Below are 19,962 nucleotides of genomic sequence, written 5' to 3'. Positions count from 1 at the left end.
AAAGAATGTCTGTCATGTGAAGGAGATGATAGTTCTTATTTTAAAGATCCAAATTCTGAAATGCAAGCGGAATGGACGAAAAGAAACGATATAATTGTATCTATTTATGATGGTGTATATTTGGCGTCTTTTTATACTTGTCTGAGTATAAAATGTTCTGAGCGTACCATATGACAGCAGGGAGGTAGATGCATGTTAAATGCACTCTGGGCGTTTATGATGCTTACGGGGCTTGGCTGGGCGGCGGTGCATGGGACGCTGGGGGCGGTGACGGAGGGAATGCTTGCAGCGGCGGGGGATGCAGTCTCGCTGGGAATCACGATGCTGGGGGTGATGGCGTTCTGGACGGGAATTTTGGAGATCGGACGGCGGGCGGGGCTGATTGAGCAGTTGTCGGTGGGGATGCGGCCGGTGCTTCATTTCCTCTTTCCACGCATTCCAGCGGGTCATCCGGCGCTTTCTTCGATGGCCGCCAATATGATTGCCAATATGCTGGGGCTTGGCTGGGCGGCGACCCCGGCGGGGCTTACGGCGATGAAGGAGCTGGAAGAACTGGAGGAGGAACGGAGAGCGGCGGGGGATCCGGCGGCGGTCACACAGGGAACGGCGAGCGATGAAATGTGTACGTTTCTGGTCGTAAATATTTCATCGCTGCAGCTCATTCCTATCAATATGATCGCCTACCGGAGCCAGTACGGATCGGCGCATCCGCTGGCAGTGGCCGGTCCGGCGTTCCTGGCGACCTGTGTCAGCACGCTGGCAGGAGTGGCGGTGTGCCGCGTGATGTGCAGGAGAAAGCAATATAAATCAATAAAAAAGGATGGCTGGAAATAGAAAACGCAATTTGGCGTCATGTAGGGGAAAAATTTCACACAAAAAACAAATTTATCCCCTATAATGCCCTTGTTAAAATAAGGGGCTCTGGAAACAGATCCGTTATCATAGAACGCGGATTCAAACCATACATATAAAACAAGTATAGACACGGGAGCCGTCGAATGCGCTGCATCAATTACCTCTCTGAATACCTGGTTCCGGTTGTTTTGTTTTATATCGTTGGGTTTGCGGTGCTTCAGAAACGCCCGGTTTTTGATGATTTTATCGAAGGGGCGCTTGCGGGGCTTAAAACGGTGGCTGGAATCCTGCCGACGCTGGTGGGACTGATGGCGGCGGTCGGCGTGCTTCGGACCTCCGGTTTTCTCGATTTCCTCTCCGGGGTGCTGGCGGGACCGGCGGCATTTCTGCATATACCGGCACAGGTGGTTCCGCTGCTTCTGGTGCGTCTGGTGTCCAGTTCGGCGGCGACGGGGCTGCTCTTAGATATTTTTAAAACGTATGGACCCGATTCGCGGCTCGGCATGATGGTGTCGGTTCTTGAGAGCTGCACGGAGACGGTTTTTTATACGATGAGTGTCTACTATCTGACCGTGCGGATCTCAAAGACGCGATGGACGCTTGCGGGGGCGCTGATTGCAACGTTCGCGGGGCTTGTGGCGAGTATCTTATGTAGTGCTATGGTAACTGTTCACGGGTAGGAATTTTCTGAACTGAAAATTCCATACGATACAGTTCTGGCTGCAGATTTTGCCGGTTTGGAATGCGAAACATCGGCAAATTCCGTTACTGGGCACGTGTGCGTGAACAGTAACAAGTGCCATGTTATAAGAGAAGATGTAAGAAATTTGCTAGTTGTCTTGCTGCACAGAATATTGTATAATCGGTAGGGTAAATTGCCGTTTTGCGCACTGAAACCAAGGATGAGAGGGAAAACTGTGGGAAATTATGAGACGCTGAATGAGCTTCTGGTGACGCTGTTCCGCGATGTGATGGACATAGAACAGAAGGTAATCATTACGCCGGAGTTTAAAGACATCACGAATAACGATATGCATGTGATCGAAGCGATCGGGATTGGTGAACCGAAAAATATGTCATCGATTGCCAGAGAACTGTCCGTTACGGTGGGAACGCTCACAATTGCCATGAACAGCCTGGTCAAAAAAGGCTATGTGGAACGAAGCCGGGGACTCGAGGATCGGCGGGTCGTATATATTTCTCTTTCAGAGCGGGGCAGAAAAGCGTATGGGCATCACGCCCGGTTCCACCGGGAGATGATCGAGAGCCTGACAAGCGATCTGTCGGAAGATGAGATGCAGACGTTGGTAAAGGCGCTGATGAAGCTGAATCAGTGGTTTAGGAGTAAGGATGGGCAGCGGTAAAAAGAATGGATGTAGTCTGCACTGGATGGAAACAGGTGTGAAAGACAAAAACGGTTGCGAAAACCGTGAAGCAACTGCTGCGAGGAGAATACAAGGAGGTACATTATGAAGAAATTTATGGTAATGGCAGCTGGTCTTATGATGGCAGCTGTTCTGGGCGCATGTGCGCCGACGGCAAGAAATACAGGAGAAACCAGCGAACATGGGACTGCCCCGGCAGGTGCGGCGCAGCAGGAGACTGTAGACGGCGTGGCTGAGAAAGAAAGCATGGTGGTAACGGATGCAGATCCGACGGTAACCGTTTGCGTATATTCTGTAAAATCTGATAAGAGCGGCTTAAAACAGAATATGGATGGCATTGACGGCGATGAGCTGGATGCACAGGAACTGCTTGATAAGATGGCAGAGGTGGGCGTCATTGAAGAGGGAATCACCGTGGATAAATTTGAGCAGAAGGACGGCGCCCTGGCGCTGGATCTCTCCTCCTTAAAGGAGTCCTCTGACAAGCTGGTTGTCATGGCCATTGCCAATACATTTATCCAGAACTACGAGGCAAAGACGCTGGAGTTGAGCGTAGCAGGCGAGAAGATCGGCGACGGTCCGATGAGCTTTGAGAAGAATTACAAGAAAGTAAACTAAAGCATGAAAATGCGAAAAGAGCGGGATCCCTGAAGTCTGCGGATGCATACAGGGAGATACCGCTCTTTTTCTCTTATACGTGTAATTTCTCCGTCATCAGCCATGTTTGAAAATACGGTTTGATGACCCGGAAGGAAGCGCCGTCCATGTTCAGGATGAACTGGTGGAAGCTCTTGGCGTTGAATTTGTTTCCAAGTACCTCATCGGCTTCCTGGCGCATGGTCAGGATTTCCAGATAGCCGGTATAGTATTTCAGGTAATTGCCCGGATTATCAATGATTGCCAGGTATATCTCGCGCGCGGATTCCGGATCCGTAAATCCGTAGGAATTTTCCAGATAACTGGTGGTTGTGGCGAGATCCCAGCCATCATAGTGGATGCAGATGTCGAGAAGCGCGTACAGCCCGTAGCTGCTGGCTTCGCTGCAGCGCATCAGCGGTTTGACCGCTTCCGGCAGTCCGTTGTCGAAGGAGTAGGCGTACAGTTCGCTGTAGAGTCCCCAGCCTTCGTTGTAGCCGCCGCAGGCAAGAAGCCGCCGTACCGGAACCGGCTCCCGGTCATTGAAATAAGCCGACTGGTAGAGATGCCCCGGATAGCCCTCGTGCGCCAGCATGGTGTAGAGGTTCTGCTCAGTGCTTGCTTTTTCGTTGATGTAAATGGTGTTGGAACCGTCGGAATCGATCGGCGGTACGAGGAAAAATGCCGGGGACAGGGAAGATTCCAGCGCTTCCGGGACGTATTTGAGCGTGTAGGAGGTATCTGTAAGCGCCGGGAAATCATCCTGAATCTGCGTCTGTAAATTCTGAAGGATCTCATCCGGATCGGAGAGTGTGATGGCAGAGTCGGTCATCTGCCGGACGAGTTCTGGATGTTCCTTTAAGCGGACGCGGATTTCGGATAAATCTGCCTGCATCTGCTTCTCAATCCGCGTTTTGAGCGCATCGACCGAAGAATCTGTGCCGGTCAGCGCCGCCGCAAGATAGGCATAATACTCCCTGCCGTGTTCGTAGGTGCTAAGTCCTCCTGCCTCCGGATGGGAGCCCTTGAGCGATTCCAGTGCTTTAGAGAGGTTTGTATATGCCGGGATAAAGTGTTCCTTTAAAATGGTCAGATGTTTTGCTTTGTAGGACGCCTTTTCTGCATTGCTTAAGCCCTCAACCGCATTTAAGCGGGAGGCAAATGTTTCCGTCAGCAGGCTGTTTTCCGGGCGGATGAGGTAGCTTTTACAGGATTTTAAAATCCGGTCGATGGTGTCGTCGGACGGTGCGAGACCGGCGTCTGCCTGCGCCTGTTCATACGCTGCGAGCTGCTTGTAATATGTGTCGATCTGCGAAAGCAGTGCCAGGTAATGGTCGATGTCGGCACGGTTGTAAAATGTATATTCGGCTAATAAGGTCGGAAGTTCCGCCTGCGTGCCGATCAGGGCGCTTAACGGCTGATTGTAGAGTTCCAGTCCCTTCGAGCCGGCTTCCGTCTCCAGTGTGTCCTTCATCATCCGGTAGGTGAAGAGCTGGTCGGAGGTCAAGAGAGAGGTATCGAAGGAAGAAAGTTCCTCAAGAATGGCCGCGTTTTCCTCGGAATCTTTTTGAAGCTGTTCCAGGGAATATTCTGGAAATTTCATCTCCGGTTCGGTGATACCGTAATTTTCCGGATTCCGGACAAGAAAATGAAGGGAGAGCGGATCATCCTGCACGCTTTCTTGAAACTGGTGTGCGAGAAACGCATCAAAACGCGCCTGTTCGCTGGCAGCATCGGACGATGCATTGGAAGGAGAACCAGTCTGCCCGGAAGCGGCGTAGGATTCGGCGGGGGTTCCTGAGCCGGAAGAACCAGCGCATCCGGAGAGCGCCAGGGCAGCAGCTGCAGCGATCGCGAGCGCTGTGCGCGGCAGGGGCGGGAAGGAAAAGCGTTTCTGCATAATATAATACCTCCAAAACAAATATATATGTCTGCAAGTATACCATACTTGACAAAGGGATGCAAAACAGATAGACTTAATCTATATATTTATATATGAAGAAAAGGCAGAGAAAAGAAGGTGGCTTGCCTTTAATCGCAGATGGAAAACCATGGGCGGTTAGAGGCTTTTTTTGTGAAGAACACAATTTAAAGCGCAATTTTAATAAGGAGGGCATGATAAATGTGTCAGAACTGTAAGAAACCTTACTATATAACAACTGCGATTGCCTATACATCGGGCAAACCGCATATCGGAAATACCTATGAGATCGTACTGGCGGACAGCATTGCGCGCTACAAGAGAGCGCAGGGCTACGATGTGCGTTTCCAGACGGGCACCGATGAGCATGGTCAGAAGATCGAGTTAAAGGCAGATGAGGCTGGCATCACGCCGAAGCAGTTTGTCGATAACGTGGCGGGTGAGATCAAGACGATCTGGGATCTGATGAATACATCCTACGACAAATTTATCCGCACCACCGACGAGGATCATGAGGCGCAGGTAAAGAAGATTTTCAAGAAGCTCTATGATCAGGGCGATATTTACAAGAGCTGCTACGAGGGACTTTACTGTACCCCGTGCGAGTCCTTCTGGACCCAGTCTCAGGTCGTAGACGGCAAATGCCCGGACTGCGGACGCCCGGTACAGCCGGCGAAGGAAGAGGCATATTTCTTCCGTATGAGCAAATATGCGCAGAGACTTATCGATTATATCAATGAGCACCCGGAGTTCATCCAGCCGGTTTCCCGTAAAAATGAGATGATGAACAACTTCCTGCTTCCGGGCCTGCAGGATCTGTGTGTTTCCCGTACTTCCTTTAAATGGGGGATTCCGGTTGATTTCGACCCGAAGCACGTTGTATATGTATGGCTGGATGCACTGACCAACTATATCACCGGTCTTGGATATGACTGCGACGGCGAGAGCGGCGAGCTGTTCAAGAAATACTGGCCGGCAGACCTGCATCTGATTGGTAAGGATATTATCCGTTTCCATACCATTTACTGGCCGATCTTTTTGATGGCACTCGACCTGCCGCTTCCAAAGCAGGTATTTGGTCATCCGTGGCTGTTACAGGGCGACGGCAAGATGAGTAAATCCAAGGGAAATGTGATTTACGCCGATACACTGGTTGATTTCTTTGGCGTGGATGCAGTCCGCTACTTCGTTCTGCATGAGATGCCGTTTGAGAACGACGGCGTTATTACCTGGGAGCTGATGGTAGAGAGACTGAACTCGGATCTGGCAAATATCCTCGGCAACCTCGTAAAGAGAACGGTATCGATGACGAACCAGTACTTTGGCGGCGTGGTAGCCGACAAGGGCGTGACGGAGCCGGTGGACGAGGATCTGAAGAAGGTAGTGCTGGAAGCAGTCCGCAAGGTCGATGAGAAGATGGATAAGCTGCGCGTTGCCGATGCGATCACCGAGATCTTCAATATTTTTCGCCGCAGCAACAAATACATTGACGAGACAACCCCGTGGATTCTGGCAAAGGAAGAGGACAAGCAGGATCGTCTTGCGACTGTTCTCTACAACCTGGTTGAGTCTATCACGATCGGTGCGTCCCTGCTTGAATCCTTCATGCCGGAGACCTCGGAGAAGATCTTAAAAGAATTAAATACCGTAAAACGTGAACTGCCACAGATGGATGAATTTGGCCGTTATCCGTCCGGAAATAAGGTGACTGAGGAGCCGGAGGTTCTCTTTGCCCGCCTGAAACTCGACGATGTGATGAAGAAAGTCAAAGTTATCCAGGAAGAGCAGAAGAAGGCAGTTGCTGCAAAGGCAGAGCCGGAGAAGGAAGAGGACGAGAAAGCCGAGGGCATCGATATCGAGCCGAAAGCAGAGATTACCTACGATGATTTTGCAAAACTGCAGTTCCAGGTTGGCGTGATCCTCTCCTGCGAGGCTGTTCCGAAGTCCAAGAAGCTTCTCTGCTCCCAGGTTCAGGTCGGAAGCAAAGTGCGCCAAATCATCAGCGGCATCAAGCATTCCTACTCCCCGGAGGAGATGGTCGGCAAGAGAGTCATGGTTGTGACCAACTTAAAACCGGCGAAATTGGCAGGTCTGCTCTCCGAGGGCATGATTTTGTGTGCCGAGGATGCAGACGGAAAGCTGTCCCTGATGACAACGGAGAAAGAGATGCCGGCGGGTGCGGAGATCTGCTAAGAAAAAAGGAATATAACTTATATGATATTTGATACACACGCTCATTACGATGATGAGGCGTTTGACGGGGACCGGGAAGAGCTTCTTTCCGGTCTGGCAGCAGGCGGGATCGGCACGGTCGTCAATGTCGGCGCAGATATGGCAAGCACGAAGACGACGATTGCCCTGACGGAAAAATATCCGTTTATCTATGGGGCAGCAGGTGTCCATCCGAGCAGCACGGCGGAGCTTGACGAGGAAAAATTTGCCGAACTCCGTGTGCTGGCACAGTCCGGGAAGATCGTGGCGATCGGCGAGATCGGTCTCGACTATTACTGGGAAGAGCCGGATCATGAGACCCAGAAGAAATGGTTCCACCGCCAGTTAAATCTGGCGCGGGAATTAAAACTTCCAGTCATCATCCACAGCCGCGACGCGGCGAAGGATACGCTCGATATCATGAAGGAAGAGCACTCCGGGGAGATAGGCGGTGTGATTCATTGCTTCTCTTATGGAAAAGAGATGGCGGCAGAGTATTTAAAGATGGGCTTTTACTTAGGCATCGGCGGCGTACTGACCTTCAAGAACGCGAAAAAGCTTCTGGAAGTAGCCGAGATGGCGCCGCTCGACCGTCTGGTACTCGAAACCGACTGCCCCTACCTCGCTCCGGTTCCAAACCGCGGCAAACGCAACTCTTCGCTGAACCTGCCATATGTGGCAGAAAAGCTGGCAGAAATCAAGAAATGTACACCGGAGGAGATCGTCCGTGCGACTGAAGAGAATGCGCGGAAGCTGTACCGGTTAATGTAAAGAAGAGAGGAGGAACCTGGCTGGGTGGTGTCTCGGTCAGGTTCCGGACTCTGGGAAAGGATTTTCGGAATGGATCTTGGAAACCCGAAGAATACAATCGAAGTAATACAGAAATACAATTTTGCTTTCCAGAAAAAATTCGGTCAGAATTTTCTGATTGATACGCATGTGCTGGACAAGATTATCTCAGCGGCGGGCATGACCAAGGAGGACACCGTCCTGGAAGTCGGTCCTGGCATCGGTACGATGACACAGCGCCTTTCACAGGCGGCAGGACAGGTCATCGCCGTGGAGATCGACACAAATCTGATTCCGATCTTAAAAGATACGCTTCAGGACTGCGAAAATGTAACTGTTATCAATGAAGATATTTTAAAGATTGACATAAAAAAAATGGCGGAAGAAAAAGGCGGCGGACGTCCGGTTAAGGTCGTGGCGAACCTGCCGTACTATATCACGACCCCGATCATCATGGGGCTGTTTGAGAGCGGCGCGCCGATCGACAATATTACGGTTATGGTGCAGAAAGAGGTCGCAGACCGGATGCAGGTTGGTCCGGGCTCGAAGAATTACGGCGCGCTGTCGCTGGCGGTTCAGTATTATGCCGAGCCATACATCGTGGCAAATGTGCCGCCGAACTGTTTCATTCCGCGTCCGAATGTCGGCTCAGCGGTCATCCGTCTGACCCGCCATGCGAAGCCGCCGGTGGAGGTAAAGGATAAAGATTTAATGTTCCGTCTCATCCGCGCGTCCTTCAACCAGCGCCGGAAAACCCTGCAGAACGGGCTTTCCAACGCGCAGGATCTCTCCTTTAGCAAGGAAGAGATCGCAGCCGCAATCGAGTCGCTGGGACTTTCCCCGTCCGTGCGCGGCGAGACGCTGACGCTGGCGCAGTTTGCAGCGCTTTCGGATGTGCTTGGGAAATAGAAATTGGATAAGAGAAATATAAAAAAGTCCCATCCTTATGCAGATTCAAATCTGAAAGGATGGGGCTTTTTGAATTTTTTGCTTTTTTAAAATTATTCCGACAATAAAATCCGGTCATTATCCAGCGCGTGGCCTGCGCCGGTCTTGAAGCGGGCGATCAGATCCTCGACAGTCATGGAAGCGCGCTCTGCGCCGCCGACGTCGAGCACGATATTTCCGTTTGCCATCATGAGCGTGCGGTTTCCGAGCTCCAGAGCCTGGTTCATATTGTGGGTGATCATCAGGCAGGTGATTTTCTCCTCAGCAACGATATTTTTCGTCAGCTCCAGTACTTTTTCAGCTGTTCCCGGATCGAGGGCGGCAGTGTGCTCATCGAGCAACAGAAGCTTGGGCGTGATGAGGGTTGCCATGAGCAGGGTGAGCGCCTGGCGCTGACCGCCGGAGAGAAGTCCGACCGGCTGGGTCATCCGGTTTTCAAGCCCCATATTTAAGAGGGAGAGGCGTTCGCGGAACGCATCTTTATCTTTCTTGGAAATGCGGGAAAATGGCGATTTCCCCTTTGCAGTCCGCAGATAGGCGAGGGCAAGATTTTCTTCGATCGTCATGCCCGGCGCCGTTCCCTTTAACGGGTCCTGGAAGAGGCGGCCGACCATCAGGCTGCGCTTGTGCTCCGGCATATAGGTGATGTCCTCGCCGTCCAGCTCGATAAAGCCGTCATCGACGTAGAAGCTGCCGGCAATCGCATTGAACAGGGTCGATTTTCCGGCGCCGTTGGAACCGATGATTGTCACGAAATCTCCGTGATCCAGATGCAGGGACAGCCCGGAGAGCGCCTGTTTGGCGTTGACAGTTCCCGGATTAAAGGTTTTTGATATCGACTGAATATTTAACATGCTCCGTGTCCTCCCTTCCGGCGTGCCGCTGCATTTTTACGTGTCTGGAATGCCGCCCATTTCCGGATCGTCGGAAATGCGATTGCCAGCGCTACGATCACAGCGGTGACCAGTTTCAGCCCCTGTACAGGCATGATTTTTGTATACAGGACGATAGCGTAGATAAAACGGTAAATAATCGAACCGATGACGGTGGCGATGACACCTCTTGCTACGCCGCGGCGTCCGAGGACGGTTTCACCGATGATCAGGCAGGCAAGACCGATCACGACGATACCCGTGCCGCCGTTGATGTCGGCGGTATTCTGGTACTGACCGACCATTGCGCCGGAGAGTGCGGTCAGCGCATTGGCGATGCATAAGCCGACTGTAATGGTAAATGTCGGGTTGATCGAGGAGGCGCGCACCATGTCAATGTTGTTGCCGGTTGCCCGGATGGAGAGTCCCAGACGGGTACCGAGAAAATAGACGAGCAGTGCGCCCGCAAGCACAGTTACGCAGATTGCCAGAAGTGCTTCATACCAGTCACCCCCGATACCGGTTTTCTGAAGCAGGGAAAAGATGGTCTCTGTCTTTAAAAGACTCACGTTGGCACTCCAGCCCATTACCATCAGATTGATGGTGTAGAGTCCCATATTGGTGATGATACCGGCGAGAATGGACGGAACGCCGAGACGGGTCTGCTGAAATGCGGTGACAAATCCGGCGCAGATGCCTGCAAGCATGGCAGCCGGAACCGCGAGAAATGGATGCCCTGCCGCAGCCATTGTGACGGATACCGCTGTGCCGAGGACGAAACAGCCGTCCGTTGTCATATCCGCGATGTCCAGTATGCGGAAACTCAAGAACAGCGCCATCGGCACCAGCGCATATAGAAATCCCAGTTCCAGAGCGGTTTGTAAAATATGAAGCATGGGAAATTACCTCCGTAGAATGATCGGTACTCCCAGAGCGTTCATAAGGCAGATGCGCCAGCCGCGTGGTAAGCGGGGGATGCGGCTGGCGTCTGGTCTGTCTTACGGCTCTGAGAGTACATGAAAGTCAGTCAAACATTATAATATGTAAAAATTGGTGGATCGGTTATGAAACAAATCTCAGGCAAATGAAAAACAAAGTGCCATCGGATGAGGATGTTAGTCCTCGGTGGTTGTAACCTCTACAACATCGCCAAAGTCTTTGAATACAGCTGTGTCAATATTCAGGGCTTCTGCAGTCTCGGTATTTACGGTTACGATGCCGCCTTCTGCGGTGTAGTAGTCTTCCATGCCGTCCATGCCTTCGGTGATTGCCTGATAAGCAAGGTCAGCGGTCTGTGTACCAAGAGCCGTGTAGTTGACGCCGCAGGTGGCAAATGCGCCATTGCGGACGAAGGAATCAGCGCCGGCATAGTGCGGGATGCCTGCATCGGCCAGATCCTTGAAGATAGCCAGCTCAGCTGCCATGATGACATTGTCGGTAGGAGTGAAGACAGCGTCTACTTTGTCAGCAACCAGGGAGGAGGCAGCGGTAATTACTTCGTCGTTGGTATTTGCAGTCTGCTCGGTGTAGGAGATGCCTTTTTCATCTAAGTATGCCTTTGCATCCGCGATCGGTTTGGTTGAGTTTGCCTCAGATAAGGAATATAAAAGCCCCACATTTTTAACATCTGGGTTTGCGGCAAAAATCATATCCATGATTTTCTCGGTGTTCAGCGCATCGCTGGTACCGGTTACATAGTCGATGCCGGTCAGCTCAGCGGCTTCCGGATCGGAAACAGCGGCGTAGACAACCGGTGTCTGGGTCTGCTGTGCGGATACGGTCGCTACCTGTGCAGCCAGGGTTGCAATCGGGATGATGGCGTCAACACCGTCAGCAACCGCCTGATCACCAATCTGCTTTAAGGTTGTCTGGTCATTCTGGCCGGAGTACAGTTCGTAGTAAATGGCTACATTGTTATCCTCGGCGATTTTATCTAACTCTGCCTCGACTGCATTTGCAATCTCATCGAGGGAAGCGTGGTCGAGCTGTTTGACAATCGCTACATTATAAATTTTTTTGTCCGTGGAAGCTTCCTGAGAGGTTTCGGCGGTGGTGTCTGCTTCGGAAGCGTTGCTGGATGTGCTGGAAGAGCATCCTGCGGTTGTCAGTGTCAGGGCTGCGGTGCATCCAAGTGCAAATAATTTTTTCAGATTCTTTTTCATAGTCATTTTCTCCATTCTTTATTCTTATTTTGATATTTGTTTTGGATGGCAGATGTATCAGTCTGCCTTGCCGGAGCAGAGTAAAGAATGTGTCTGGAAAGAAGATTCTCTTTGGTTTGGCGCCGCGCGCCGTGATGAAAGATTTTACTGAGAATGTTTCCAGAAACTAAAAAACGCCTCTGTCCCCATACATGGGACAAAAGCGTAAACTTCTGCGATACCACCCAAATTGACATTCATGAAAATGTCCACTCGCTTACACGTACCATCATACGTGCCCCGATGGATAACGGGTGGGGTCCCGTCAGCCCCTACTGAAACAATCGTTCAAGGCTGCCCTCGGAAGTCCATTCACTGACGGTAAGGCGTTCCGTTTCCACCATCCGGAACTCTCTGTGGCGATACATAGGTCAGATACTCCTCTTCCTCATCGGTTTATCTGTGTTCTTCGTTACATGCATTATAAACACACCCAAAAGGATTTGTCAACCATCAAAATCAAAAAGATGCAGGAAAATGAAAAAGAGTCGGTTTTTCCATTGTTTACGGAAAATTTGGAGATGAAGATGTGGACGCTGGCTGTGCGGCAGGAACAGCAAGTTGAAAAAGTTTTTGAAAAAATTTAGAAAAGTAGAAAAAAATAGTTGACATTTAAAAGACTCTCTAGTATAATAACTCATGTCGCTGAACAAGAGCGAACATGAGAATCACAGGATTCCTCAGGATGCCCAGATAGCTCAGTTGGTAGAGCAGAGGACTGAAAATCCTCGTGTCACTGGTTCGATTCCGGTTCTGGGCATTACAATTTCATAATTTATCATGCGGGTGTAGTTCAATGGTAGAACACCAGCCTTCCAAGCTGGATACGTGGGTTCGATTCCCATCACCCGCTTTTTCTTTTGTCACGTTTCGTTTTTGCGGGACGTGTTTTTTGTGTAATAGGAAATTCCTTGGAATCCCCTATTACACAAAAAGGGCGTGTGAAAAAATGAGAAATCATTTTTTACACGCTCTTTTAGACTAAAAAATTATAAACGAAGTAGTCTCTAAAAGCGCATTTCCCCCTTACCCCATAAATTTGTTGATTTTCAAATCTATGCAGCTGATTTTATTTTCATCTGTTTGTTGTGGAATTTATAAAGATTGTGTCCCAGTGAAACAAGGTATACTTCAAGTTGAACGGATTTTATCCCTCTTCGCACAATCCGTTTATACCAGCGGTCATTTTTTATAATACCAAAAGTACCTTCTGCCTGGATGGAACGGTTCATTCTAAGCAGCGCACCCTGGATACTCTCAAGGTTTTGAATCACTTCCTGATGCATCTTTGTTAGTTCCTGATTGACACGCACGGTACGGTTTCCTTCTCCCTTTTTACATTTTTCTACGTAAGGACATCCACTGCAGTCTTCGCACTGATAGATTTCCTCTTCCCGTCCATACGCGTTTCCTTTTATTGCCTTACGGTACTGCAAATGGAGTCCCTTTCCGTTAGGGCACCGCATTTTTCCATCTCCGTCGATCTTGAAATTAACTGCCCGGAATGGGTCTTCATGATAGTTTCTGTTGGTGGTTTCTTTCTTAAACATTGGGAATTTCATATATTTTTCCAGCCCATTCTGTTCACAGAAAATATAGTTATTATACGAGCCGTAACCGGCATCCGCTACCGGATATTTGGGGTAGAATCCATAAATATCATGGAACTTATTCATGAGGGGGATGAAACAGTCCATATCTGAACGGTATTGGTTCACATCAACAACCGCTATATACTCATCCGCCACACCGACCTGGACATTATACGCCGGGAGTAGCTGGTCATTTCCCATATAGTCTTTTTTGATTCGCATGAAAGTAGCGGAATGATCAGTCTTGGAATAGCTATTGCGTCCATCTCCACAGATTTGGATCTTTTCTACATATTCATTCAGCTTTGACAGATATTCCTTAAGTTTTTCATAATGGCGCTGCTGGACGGACTTTCGATGTCCTTTACCAGCGACAAACGTTGTTTCATCCAACTGCCAGATTTCTACGTATTTCGATGCGGCTTCCTTTAAGTATTCTGGCGAGTATTCCGTATTAATACTAAACTTACGAGGAATTAAAATCTGAAATAGAACGTTTTATAAAATACTACAATGAGAAACGAATAAAAGAAAAGTTAGGATGGAGGAGTCCTGTCCAATACCGACTCCATCTTTTAACTGCATAAAGAAAAACGAGACGACCGAAGTCGTCTCGTAAAAGTCTAACTTTGAGGGGGCACCTCACATTATGAATCCTTGGTCCTTCTTTTTTATAGGCTATGTTTTTTCACAGCCCCTGTTTTTTTTAATGCACCCTTCTCATCTGATGAAAAGAATTTATTCTATCTTCACAAATGCCTTTCGCTCTTTCTAAAACATATCTTACTGCAATAGAAAAGCGTCCTCTGCTTTTATACAGGGACGCTTTTCTATTACCAGTCATCTATTTTTCTAGCGAGCCCTGTTGGTATAAACCACCACATAACTAATAAAATTATAAGTATTACATCCGCTACCTTCCCTAAAAATTGCAAAGGAATCATAGCAAATCCTATAATAGGTAACGTTAATACTTGGATTATATATTGTACTAATTCCCCCAATGAGAAAGAGCCAAAAAACTTCGGCGGCGGATCGTCATAAGGAAATTTTTCACGAAAATCATAAGGATAGAGTAAATGTTTAATATACAATACGACTGCAGTAATTATAACACATTCCGGGTAAAACATTATATATTTCATATTCCGTTATATCCCCGCATAGTCAGAAAAGCGCAGTGCGTACCTGCCACTATAGCCGTACTGTAACGATGCACTTCCGTACTATTGGAAGCTCGTCCTTGAGTTGATTCACTTGCAAAAGTCGATGCAGCAGTTGAGCACATTATGATACTCAATGTTAAGCCAAATGCAACAAAACGCCTGAAAGTTTTCATTTAATTTCCTCCTCTTAATCCTGGTTTATTTGTATTAATGATATTGTATTTTTTATATTCCGTCAAGCGTCTTATTGCATTATCAAAATTCTGAAATATTTTATAATAAACCTATTTTATCTATTTTTTGTGGTGGGCTACGTCCCTTGTTTACTATATTTTTGGAGATGATCTGAATCACCATAATGGCAAGATAGTACCGGAAAATATGGCCATCTATCAAGCGAGGGGCACATACTTACAGAAGCAATCTATACAGAGGCAACTATCTTTGACTCTAATAAAGCATCTGTAAAAACCGAAGACGGCTCTGAATATGATATGCTCCGCTGTCACAAAACCAAAAGCGGAGGACTTAGAAAGCGCAGGGCATGGAAGAAGAAAGGAAAAGAGCTTGTGACCGGAGAAAAAAGGGGTTCCCTGGGGAACTGATTGGCAAAGGGGATCCAGATTATCCTCTTTCGGCGCGTTTTCAGACAGTCTCCAGACTGTCAGCGCCAGTGGGTGGGAGTGGGCACCGAACCGCGGATGCGGGCAGTCGGAATGGTACTAAAAAAGAACCGTCCATAGAGTTGTACTAAAAAAGCGGGAGAAAAACCCTCGCTTTTTGTTTGCACTATTTGCTCAGTTCTGCCTGCCGCGTGAGTACCATTCTGAAAGCTTGTTTCACCACTCGATCGAAAGCATCCCTGTCCATGACACACAGTTTATACAATATATCCGTGGCTCCAATCATCATTCCATATGCGATATCCGCCTCCGTGCTGCTAGGCGCGCCCTGGATACTATGCAAAAAGTCGTAACAGATGGGGCGTGCCAGGTCGTACATGCGGTCCTGCAATTCTGATGCAGATGGAACGCCATCCCAGAGCTGCGCGATATCTGCCTCAATGAGACGGGTAATCTGCTCATGCTTATCTGCCAAAGGTGGTAAGATACGTCTTTGTAAAGTGAAGCTAAGTTACAACGATTTATTTGCTAACAAGGAATGGTATGTACTGGTGGAACATGATGCGTGGATACATCAGGTGCCGGCAAATGTTATGTGCACTTTTGAAATAAGAGAACTGCAAAATGGAATCATTGAATTGTTTATCGTATCACACGCCCTTTTTTATCAGATGCTATAAAAAACCAGAAAATATACCGCCATCAGGACTGCTAGAAATCCCGCATTTGCAATCGTGAACCAGCGGAAGTAGATTCCTTTTTTCTCTGGGCAGGAGCGGACGATATATTTGTAAGAAATAAGACTCGCCATGGATGCGATCAGGGTGCCGAGACCGCCGAGGTTAGTTCCGATCAGAAGGGAAACTCCTTTTTCGGTAAATCCGGACAACAGGATGGCGGCCGGAACGTTGCTGATTACTTGGCTGGCCAGAACGGAGACTATCACTTCGTGTCCCGTGATCATACTGGAAAGCAGGGAGCTTACCGCAGGAATGTGTTTCAGATTCCCGATGAAGATGAAGAATCCGATAAAAGTCAGGATGAGAGAGTAATCTACCTGACAGAAGATCTTCGGGTCTGCCAGACAGCCAATCGCCAGAATGCAGATAAACAGGATTGGAAGCGGCAGAAGACCGGCTACGGTGCAAAGGCACAGGAAAAACATTCCCAGACAGCAGAAAAGGCAGCGTTTAGGAAAGGTCTCATCGGAGGTTGTAGCTCTACCGGCAGTATCTAGTGAGATAGTCTCCCTTGGTGTAAACATTGTGACGAGCAGCAGCAAAACTAATGAAAGCAGCGAAAATGGACCGATGCTCCGGATAAATGTATCAAGTGAAAGCTCAAAGTGGGAATACAGATACAGATTCTGGGGATTCCCTACCGGAGTTGTCATGCTGCCGAGATTGGCTGCCAGTGTCTGGCAGACGACAACCGGAACGATCCGGTCTTTGCGGTTTACCATCCGCAGTAGTTCCAGAGCAAATGGAACGAAGGTAATTAAGGCCACATCGTTGGTGATCAGCATGCTGGAAAAGAAACACAGAAGAATCAGAAGCTGTTCCAGCTGCCTGAGTGAATGGATTCGAAGCAGCAGTAATTCCCCGAGCTGTCGAAAGAAACCGATGTTTTGGAGGCCTGTGGTTGCTGTCATCAGGCCAAAGAGCAGGATCAGTGTGTGCAGATCCAGATATCCCAGGTATCCGGCAGACGGTGGTATGATAAACATGGAAAGGACAGCCAGAGCCAGGGCGATGGTTAAAACGGTATCCTTTTTGAGAAAAGAACTTACTTTTTGTATCATGGTAAAATACTCCCTTGAAAAAGAAAAAGTGTAACTGTGACCAGTAACGAAAATAGCGGAAACCCTCATGAAAATGAAAAAGGTTTCCGCTATAAAATAAAAAGAGCGCGAGACGGGACTCGAACCCGCGGCCTCGACCTTGGCAAGGTCGCGCTCCACCAACTGAGCCACTCGCGCATTTCTGAAGCATCGCTTCAACGAGTTATATATTATCACAGGTCGGTTGATTTGGCAAGGGTTTTTTTGAAAAAAATCAAAAAATATAGAAAATTCTTGTTGCTCTATAGGTCAGGTACTTTTGGAACCAAGAGAGCCGTATGAAACCGATCAAGTTTCCATATTGTTCACTGGATGTGTTCCCACGGTTTGCACAAACCCGATGATCTGTCCGGACAGAAGAACCGTGAGGATGGAGTATGCCATGCGGTTTAACGGAATGTAGCTCAGTGAAAGCACCAGTACAGCAAAATCGGACAGGAGGTAGATCCACTGGATTTTGATGTGCGTCACGTGGGAAAGGCTCATCGCAAGCGCATCGTCTCCGCCCGGGGCACCGCCGATCCGCACGCAGAGCCCGGCACCGACGCCGACGAAGATTGCGCCGAGCAGGGATGCGGCAAGCGGCATATCGGCAAGCTGCGGCCACAGGGGCGGAAACTGCTCACAGATCCGGTAAGACAGGGAGAAGCTGGCGCTGGAAAGAATGGAGTAGGCGATGAACTGCCGCCCCAGAAGTTTCCATCCCATCGCGTAGCAGGCGAGGTTCATGACGAAGCCGGATACGGATGGGGAGATATGGAACCAGTGATCAAGCAGAAGCGTCATTCCTAAGACACCGCCCTCGGTGACACCGGAAAAGGAATGGACATGGTACAGCCCAAATGCCAGAAATGCACTGCCAAACAGTGCAATCAGGCAGGATTTTAGTTTTAAATCGAGGGAATGGAATAATTTCAGCAAAATAACAGGTTGCCACTCAAAATGTGTGTAAATATACTCACATCGAGATGTTGTAAGTTCTCACGAACATTACTTACTGCTTCATCGTATATGCTTTTACAATCTGTAAACAGATATGCTACTCACAAGTTCTTGTATACTCCACAGTCGTTAATTCCCGAAATAGCCTTCGGTACATACTTACATTTGCTTTTCATTATGCAATCTTGTAAGTTTTAGCATCTTTCAAATTAAGTGCCGCATTGAGATCCCTATCTACAACATAGCTACAATCACATCTATAGATTCTATCTGAAAGTTTTAAATCTTTCTTTATAGAACCGCAACAATGACATAGTTTAGAAGATGGATAAAATCTATCTACAACCCTAAGTTCAATATTGTTATCATCACATTTGCTTTTCAATTTAGTTCTAAACTCGTAGAATTTCTGTGATGCAACAGCTTTAGAAAGATGCCTGTTCTTCATCATACCTGACACATTCAAATCTTCAATCGTTATATAAGATGGTTTGGTTTTCACTATCTCAGCAATTATCTTATTGATGTAATCAGTATGGATATTATCCAGTCTATGATAAAGTTTCTGTACTTTGAGCTTTTGCTTTTGTATATTTGCTCTTTGAGTGGACTCTCCTTTCTTTAAATATTTATATTTACGAGAGAGACATCTTTGCTCTCTTCGTAGTTGTTTTTCAAGTTTCTTTAATCTTGCTGATTTATTAATGTTCTTGTACGTCTTTCCGTTTGAAACAATAGCAAAATTTTTTAAGCCTAAGTCTATCCCAATGCCATCATTATTACTGCTATCAATAAGCATATCAGGAATCTCTACAAGAACGGATACGTAGTATCTACCAGCTTTAATAGATACCGTACCGCTTTTAATTACATACCCATCTTTTGTCGTAGGAATATATCCTTTTTCTTTGATACGAACCCAACCAAGTGATGGAATATTAATTCTGTGTCTTTCGCATCGGCAATCCTTTGGATTATTCTTTACGAAATACATCTTCACATCAGATTTGCCTTTCTTTTTAAAATTAGGAAAAGCACTTTGATGTTTGAAAAATCTGGTAAATGCGATACAACCATTTTCGATTGAACGCTTTACAGATTTTGAACTGACTTCCTTAATCCATAGCTTATCTGGATTTTTGGGAAGATACTCATTGTTCAGCCAGACACTAAAACTTTTACCACTCATAAACTTTTCTCCATTGTCATGAAGCTCTTTGTTGTGAGCGAGATAGAAGTTGTAAATATATCTACAAGTTCCTATTGTTTTACGGATCTTAACTTTCTGCTCCTCTGTCGGATTTATTTCCGTTTTGAAGCTCTTTAGCAATTTCCACATCCCTTTCTATTTGTTTTTTATACTTACGAAGTCCGTACAACCTACAAGAGAACGCATGGAGTATTGAAACAATATCCTGCACGAGTTCTTCTTGTGGTGATAGTTCTTCATTGTTCACTACCACTATGGTCGTATTAAACTTTGTACAGAATTTTTCAAACCAGTCGTAACCAAATCTGATAAATCTATCTTTGTGAGTTACGATTATGGTTTTGATTTTTTGTTCCATCACTTCATCTAATAATTCGTTCCACTTTTTACGATTGTAATTAAGACCACTTCCATAATCTTCAATGCACTGGTCTACAATAATACCTTTAGCATTACAAAACTGTCGTAAAAATGCAACTTGGTTTTGTAAATCATCTTTTTGATTTTTTGTAGATACCCTGGTATAAATAACTACCTGACGTTGGTCATCTTCAGTATTTATTCCTTTGAATTGCAGATATTGGTCATAAGTGTAATAACGTCTATCAGTTGGAGTTCGGTTTGCCTTTAGAGTTCCTTCTCTATCCCAACGCTGTAATGTTTTTACGGATACACCTAACAGTTCAGCAAAATCTTTTGGCTTGTAATTTGTGATATTTGATGTGTTCATAATAATTTACTCCTTTGAGTATATTTAAACACATTTAATCA

At 47.4% G+C, this 19,962-nt stretch carries 18 protein-coding genes, 3 tRNA genes, 1 pseudogene and 1 other annotated feature; of the genes and pseudogenes, 10 read left to right on the top strand and 12 right to left on the bottom strand.

Going from position 1 to position 19,962, the window contains the following annotated elements; translation table 11 throughout:
* Positions 1–192: 192 nt before the first annotated feature.
* The 4 genes from DWZ45_RS09775 (at position 193) to DWZ45_RS09760 (ending at position 2,858) form a co-directional block, all read left to right on the top strand.
* Positions 193–834, top strand: a complete 642-nt coding sequence (locus tag DWZ45_RS09775) for a nucleoside recognition domain-containing protein (RefSeq protein ID WP_118468868.1) — start codon at positions 193–195, stop codon at positions 832–834.
* 164 nt (positions 835–998) lie between these two features.
* Positions 999–1,535: a hypothetical protein gene (locus DWZ45_RS09770; RefSeq protein WP_022359373.1), complete on the top strand. Its 537-nt coding sequence runs from the start codon at positions 999–1,001 to the stop codon at positions 1,533–1,535.
* 237 nt (positions 1,536–1,772) lie between these two features.
* Positions 1,773–2,219, top strand: coding sequence for a MarR family transcriptional regulator (locus tag DWZ45_RS09765; protein ID WP_022358468.1), 447 nt, complete (start codon positions 1,773–1,775; stop codon positions 2,217–2,219).
* A gap of 105 nt (positions 2,220–2,324) precedes the next feature.
* Positions 2,325–2,858, top strand: a complete 534-nt coding sequence (locus tag DWZ45_RS09760; protein WP_118468867.1) for a hypothetical protein — start codon at positions 2,325–2,327, stop codon at positions 2,856–2,858.
* Between the two features lie 73 nt (positions 2,859–2,931).
* Here the strand turns inward: DWZ45_RS09760 and DWZ45_RS09755 are convergent, their stop codons facing one another.
* On the bottom strand, positions 2,932–4,776 hold the full coding sequence (locus DWZ45_RS09755) for a DUF885 domain-containing protein (RefSeq protein ID WP_118468865.1): 1,845 nt from the start codon (positions 4,774–4,776) through the stop codon (positions 2,932–2,934).
* A 222-nt stretch (positions 4,777–4,998) separates the two neighbouring features.
* On the opposite strand from DWZ45_RS09755, the gene metG reads away from it, so the two are divergent.
* The 3 genes from metG (at position 4,999) to rsmA (ending at position 8,706) form a co-directional block, all read left to right on the top strand.
* Positions 4,999–6,990 (top strand): methionine--tRNA ligase, encoded by a 1,992-nt coding sequence (gene metG, locus DWZ45_RS09750; protein WP_118468863.1) that lies wholly within the window; start codon positions 4,999–5,001, stop codon positions 6,988–6,990.
* A gap of 21 nt (positions 6,991–7,011) precedes the next feature.
* Positions 7,012–7,779, top strand: coding sequence for a TatD family hydrolase (locus tag DWZ45_RS09745; protein WP_118468861.1), 768 nt, complete (start codon positions 7,012–7,014; stop codon positions 7,777–7,779).
* 69 nt (positions 7,780–7,848) lie between these two features.
* Positions 7,849–8,706 (top strand): 16S rRNA (adenine(1518)-N(6)/adenine(1519)-N(6))-dimethyltransferase RsmA, encoded by an 858-nt coding sequence (gene rsmA, locus DWZ45_RS09740; protein WP_118469012.1) that lies wholly within the window; start codon positions 7,849–7,851, stop codon positions 8,704–8,706.
* Between the two features lie 92 nt (positions 8,707–8,798).
* Here the strand turns inward: rsmA and DWZ45_RS09735 are convergent, their stop codons facing one another.
* From DWZ45_RS09735 to DWZ45_RS09725, 3 genes are all read right to left on the bottom strand, one after another.
* Positions 8,799–9,599: an ATP-binding cassette domain-containing protein gene (locus DWZ45_RS09735; protein ID WP_118468859.1), complete on the bottom strand. Its 801-nt coding sequence runs from the start codon at positions 9,597–9,599 to the stop codon at positions 8,799–8,801.
* The gene (locus DWZ45_RS09730; RefSeq protein WP_022358461.1) at positions 9,593–10,513 is read right to left on the bottom strand and encodes a branched-chain amino acid ABC transporter permease; all 921 of its coding nucleotides are present in this window, start codon (positions 10,511–10,513) and stop codon (positions 9,593–9,595) included. The genes DWZ45_RS09735 and DWZ45_RS09730 overlap by 7 nt, the downstream gene beginning before the upstream one ends.
* Before the next feature lie 219 nt (positions 10,514–10,732).
* Positions 10,733–11,779: an ABC transporter substrate-binding protein gene (locus DWZ45_RS09725; protein WP_118468857.1), complete on the bottom strand. Its 1,047-nt coding sequence runs from the start codon at positions 11,777–11,779 to the stop codon at positions 10,733–10,735.
* 189 nt (positions 11,780–11,968) lie between these two features.
* Positions 11,969–12,219, bottom strand: a binding site (T-box leader).
* Positions 12,220–12,505: 286 nt separating this feature from the next.
* Here DWZ45_RS09725 and DWZ45_RS09720 point away from each other — a divergent pair.
* Together DWZ45_RS09720 and DWZ45_RS09715 are read left to right on the top strand one after the other, a co-directional pair.
* Positions 12,506–12,578 (top strand) — tRNA-Phe (locus tag DWZ45_RS09720).
* A gap of 22 nt (positions 12,579–12,600) precedes the next feature.
* Positions 12,601–12,671, top strand: a tRNA-Gly gene (locus DWZ45_RS09715).
* 202 nt (positions 12,672–12,873) lie between these two features.
* On the opposite strand, the gene DWZ45_RS09710 is transcribed toward DWZ45_RS09715, so the two are convergent.
* Positions 12,874–13,803, bottom strand: a complete 930-nt coding sequence (locus DWZ45_RS09710) for a transposase (RefSeq protein ID WP_227589467.1) — start codon at positions 13,801–13,803, stop codon at positions 12,874–12,876.
* A gap of 77 nt (positions 13,804–13,880) precedes the next feature.
* Between DWZ45_RS09710 and DWZ45_RS09705 the strand changes: the two are divergent.
* Positions 13,881–13,997, top strand: a pseudogene (locus tag DWZ45_RS09705) (IS3 family transposase); the annotation flags it as partial.
* A gap of 246 nt (positions 13,998–14,243) precedes the next feature.
* Here DWZ45_RS09705 and DWZ45_RS09700 read toward each other — a convergent pair.
* From DWZ45_RS09700 to DWZ45_RS09660, 7 genes are all read right to left on the bottom strand, one after another.
* On the bottom strand, positions 14,244–14,555 hold the full coding sequence (locus DWZ45_RS09700) for a hypothetical protein (protein WP_118468855.1): 312 nt from the start codon (positions 14,553–14,555) through the stop codon (positions 14,244–14,246).
* Between the two features lie 810 nt (positions 14,556–15,365).
* Positions 15,366–15,674, bottom strand: coding sequence for a hypothetical protein (locus DWZ45_RS09685; RefSeq protein ID WP_118482511.1), 309 nt, complete (start codon positions 15,672–15,674; stop codon positions 15,366–15,368).
* Between the two features lie 192 nt (positions 15,675–15,866).
* The gene (locus DWZ45_RS09680; RefSeq protein ID WP_118482510.1) at positions 15,867–17,000 is read right to left on the bottom strand and encodes an SLC13 family permease; all 1,134 of its coding nucleotides are present in this window, start codon (positions 16,998–17,000) and stop codon (positions 15,867–15,869) included.
* 104 nt (positions 17,001–17,104) lie between these two features.
* Positions 17,105–17,177: transfer RNA gene (locus tag DWZ45_RS09675), tRNA-Gly, on the bottom strand.
* A gap of 150 nt (positions 17,178–17,327) precedes the next feature.
* Positions 17,328–17,960 carry a YitT family protein gene (locus DWZ45_RS09670; protein WP_227589468.1) on the bottom strand — a complete coding sequence of 211 codons (633 nt, stop codon included), beginning with the start codon at positions 17,958–17,960 and terminating at the stop codon, positions 17,328–17,330.
* Between the two features lie 196 nt (positions 17,961–18,156).
* Positions 18,157–19,311 carry a transposase gene (locus DWZ45_RS09665; RefSeq protein WP_347475386.1) on the bottom strand — a complete coding sequence of 385 codons (1,155 nt, stop codon included), beginning with the start codon at positions 19,309–19,311 and terminating at the stop codon, positions 18,157–18,159.
* Positions 19,259–19,906 (bottom strand): IS607 family transposase, encoded by a 648-nt coding sequence (locus DWZ45_RS09660; RefSeq protein ID WP_182426664.1) that lies wholly within the window; start codon positions 19,904–19,906, stop codon positions 19,259–19,261. The genes DWZ45_RS09665 and DWZ45_RS09660 overlap by 53 nt, the downstream gene beginning before the upstream one ends.
* Between the last annotated feature and the right edge of the window lie 56 nt (positions 19,907–19,962).

Source organism: Clostridium sp. AF32-7AC, from assembly GCF_003477925.1.
Lineage (GTDB): Bacteria > Bacillota > Clostridia > Lachnospirales > Lachnospiraceae > Otoolea > Otoolea fessa.
The sequence above is the reverse complement of the archived record's forward strand: the minus strand, read 5'-3'. Positions and strand labels throughout refer to the sequence as shown.

Excerpts from the sequence above, each read along its gene's own strand:
- DWZ45_RS09770 (WP_022359373.1), top strand. The coding sequence starts at position 999 with ATGCGCTGCATCAATTACCTCTCTGAATACCTGGTTCCGGTTGTTTTG.
- DWZ45_RS09755 (WP_118468865.1), bottom strand. The coding sequence starts at position 4,776 with ATGCAGAAACGCTTTTCCTTCCCGCCCCTGCCGCGCACAGCGCTCGCG.
- DWZ45_RS09735 (WP_118468859.1), bottom strand. The coding sequence starts at position 9,599 with ATGTTAAATATTCAGTCGATATCAAAAACCTTTAATCCGGGAACTGTC.
- DWZ45_RS09745 (WP_118468861.1), top strand. The coding sequence starts at position 7,012 with ATGATATTTGATACACACGCTCATTACGATGATGAGGCGTTTGACGGG.
- rsmA (WP_118469012.1), top strand. The coding sequence starts at position 7,849 with ATGGATCTTGGAAACCCGAAGAATACAATCGAAGTAATACAGAAATAC.
- metG (WP_118468863.1), top strand. The coding sequence starts at position 4,999 with ATGTGTCAGAACTGTAAGAAACCTTACTATATAACAACTGCGATTGCC.
- DWZ45_RS09680 (WP_118482510.1), bottom strand. The coding sequence starts at position 17,000 with ATGATACAAAAAGTAAGTTCTTTTCTCAAAAAGGATACCGTTTTAACC.
- DWZ45_RS09700 (WP_118468855.1), bottom strand. The coding sequence starts at position 14,555 with ATGAAATATATAATGTTTTACCCGGAATGTGTTATAATTACTGCAGTC.
- DWZ45_RS09760 (WP_118468867.1), top strand. The coding sequence starts at position 2,325 with ATGAAGAAATTTATGGTAATGGCAGCTGGTCTTATGATGGCAGCTGTT.
- DWZ45_RS09730 (WP_022358461.1), bottom strand. The coding sequence starts at position 10,513 with ATGCTTCATATTTTACAAACCGCTCTGGAACTGGGATTTCTATATGCG.
- DWZ45_RS09725 (WP_118468857.1), bottom strand. The coding sequence starts at position 11,779 with ATGAAAAAGAATCTGAAAAAATTATTTGCACTTGGATGCACCGCAGCC.
- DWZ45_RS09775 (WP_118468868.1), top strand. The coding sequence starts at position 193 with ATGTTAAATGCACTCTGGGCGTTTATGATGCTTACGGGGCTTGGCTGG.